General features: G+C 71.2%; 3 protein-coding genes. 2 read left to right on the top strand and 1 reads right to left on the bottom strand.

The features are described from left to right. Positions 1 to 535 (top strand): prolyl oligopeptidase family serine peptidase (locus tag LLG88_05415; protein MCE5246347.1); only part of this gene is annotated, 535 nt, incomplete at its 5' end. A gap of 40 nt (positions 536 to 575) precedes the next feature. On the opposite strand, the gene LLG88_05420 is transcribed toward LLG88_05415, so the two are convergent. Further along, entirely contained in the window at positions 576 to 1,181 is a 606-nt protein-coding gene (locus LLG88_05420; protein ID MCE5246348.1) for a TetR/AcrR family transcriptional regulator, read from the bottom strand. Between the two features lie 228 nt (positions 1,182 to 1,409). Between LLG88_05420 and LLG88_05425 the strand changes: the two genes are divergently transcribed. Continuing rightward, a partial coding sequence (locus LLG88_05425) for an efflux RND transporter periplasmic adaptor subunit (protein MCE5246349.1) occupies positions 1,410 to 2,467 on the top strand: 1,058 nt, incomplete at its 3' end.

Genomic DNA, 2,467 nt, shown 5'->3' on the forward strand with positions numbered 1-2,467 from the left:
GAACGGCGCGCCGGGGACGCGCTGGATCGAGGAGGTCGTCCTGCCGGAGGCGCGCCGGCGCTTCTCCTTGGCGAACGATCCGGGGCGCGTCGCCGTCGTCGGCTACTCCACCGGCGCGCGGGGCGCGGTGGTCCTCGCCGCGCGGCGCACCGACTACGGCTTCGTCGGCGCGCTGTCGGGGACGTACGACCTCGCGGCGCTCGATTCGGCGAGCGGCGAGGCGCGGATTCACGCCGTCGTCTTTGGTCCGCGGGAGCGGTTCGCCGCGCGCTGGCGGGGCGAAGGGGGGGATCCGCTCGAACTCGCCGCGGCGCTTCAGGGGGTCGAGGTCCGGCTCGGACACGGCGCGGACGACAAGGTCGTCCCGCCGGCGCAGACGCGCGCCCTCGCCGACGCGCTGGCGCTGCTCGGCCGGCCGGCGACGGTCGCGATCGTCCCCGGGGCGGGGCACGACTGGACGTTCTGGAACGCGCAGCTCAAACCACTGCTGGCGGCGTTGGAACGGCGCTGGCAGGCGACGACGAGCGATCGCTGAACGAAGGAGGGCGCCGCGCGCGCGCCCGTCGTCCGCCAAGTCACGCCTCCATCAGCGTCCGCACGATGACGCGCAGCATGTCGTTGACCGCGGCCTTGTCGAGCTGCGGATTGACGATGGCGCGGATGAAGAGCCCCGAGAACAACGCCATCAGGACTTCCGCGCGCGCCTCGAACGACTTCTGCGATAGGGACGGGTTCGCCGCCCGGATCCGCTCGTCCACGCAGCGGAACCGCTCCCGGTTGACGGCGTCCGCGGCGCGGAGCGCCTCGAGCAGCTGCGGGTTCCGCGTCGCCTCGGCCAGGATCTCCAGTTCCAGCGCGGCGCGCCGCGGATCGGTCGTTTCGTCCACCGGGATGTCCAGACGGTCGAGCAGCGGCTCCAGAATGTCCGCGGTGGCGAAAAGCTTCTCGATCTCCGGCGGCGCGGTCTTGACGTTCTGCTCGATGATCGCGCGGACGATCGCTTCCTTGTTGGGGAAGAAGTGGTAGATGTGCCCGGCGCTCATCCCCGCCGCTTCGGAGATGTTGGCGATCGTCGCGGCGTGGAAGCCGTAGCGGCGGAAGCAGTCGGCCGCCGCGTCGAGGATTTGGCGGCGCCGCGCCTCCGACTTTGATTCCGCTCCGCCGGTTGGTTCGAAGTTCATCGGTGTCCCTCTTCGACGCGTGGCTTCGTAGTCGCCATTTTCGCCCATCCGTCGCGCCAGAAATCTCGAACGGATGTTCATTCTACCCTTGACGGCGTGCCTCTTTCAATCAGAATGAACATTCGTTCTAGAGTGAACGTTTGTTCCAACGCGGAACTGCCCTGAGCGGTCCGCGATTCGCCCACGGATTTCCGAGGGCGGCGGCGGATCGGCGCCTTCGACAGAGGGATGCGCATGCGTACGAGCCTCTCTTGCACCTCGCTCCTTGCGGCCGCGGCCTGCGGCTGCGCCCTGCTCCTTCCCGGCTGCGCCCGTTCGCAGGCGAACCCCGGACCGCCGCCGACGCCGGAAGTCGGCGTCGTCGCGTTGGAAGAGCGCCCGCTCGTCCTGACGACCGTGCTGTCCGGACGCACCGCCCCCTACGTCGTCGCCGAGATCCGCCCGCAGGTCGGCGGCATCGTCCGGCAGCGGCCGTTCCAGGAAGGAAGCGACGTCGCGGCCGGGCAATTGCTCTACGAGATCGAGCCGGCGACCTACAAGGCGGCCGTGGACAGCGCGGCGGCGGCGCTCGCCCGCGACGAGGCGACGCTGGCGACGGCGCAGCTCAAGGCGACCCGCTACGCCGAACTGGTCCGCACGAAGGCGGTGAGCGAGCAGGAAAACGACGACGCGCAGATGGCCGTGCGGCAGGGGATCGCCGTCGTCGCCGCGGACAAGGCGGCGCTCGACGCGGCGAAGGTGAATATGGGCTACACGCGGGTCACCTCGCCGATCGCGGGGCGGATCGGCCGCTCCGCGGTCACGCAGGGCGCCCTCGTCACCGCCGGCCAGCCGAACGCGCTGGCGACGGTCCAGCGTCTCGACCCGATCTACGTGGACGTCACGCAGTCGAGCGCCGAACTGCTGCGCCTCCAGCGGGATCTGGCGAACGGGAAACTGCGGCGCCCCGACGCCGGGGAGGCCGAGGTCCGGCTGACGCTCGAGGACGGGACGGAGTACCCGCTCGCCGGACGCCTCGCGCTCTCCGAGGCCACGGTCGAGCAGTCCACCGGCACCGTCACGCTGCGGGCGGTCTTCCCGAATCCGGACCGCGTGCTGCTGCCGGGGATGTTCGTGCGGGCGACGGTGAAGACCGGCGAGGTTCGGCGCGCGGTCCTCGCGCCGCAGCGCGGCGTGACCCGCGACGGGCAGGGGAACGCGACGGCCCTCGTGCTCGGACGCGACGGCAAGGTCGAGCTGCGCAAGGTCCAGGCGGAGCGGGCCCTCGGCGCGAACTGGCTCGTCGA

The sequence above is a fragment of the bacterium genome (assembly GCA_021372775.1).
Lineage (GTDB): Bacteria > Acidobacteriota > Polarisedimenticolia > J045 > J045 > JAJFTU01.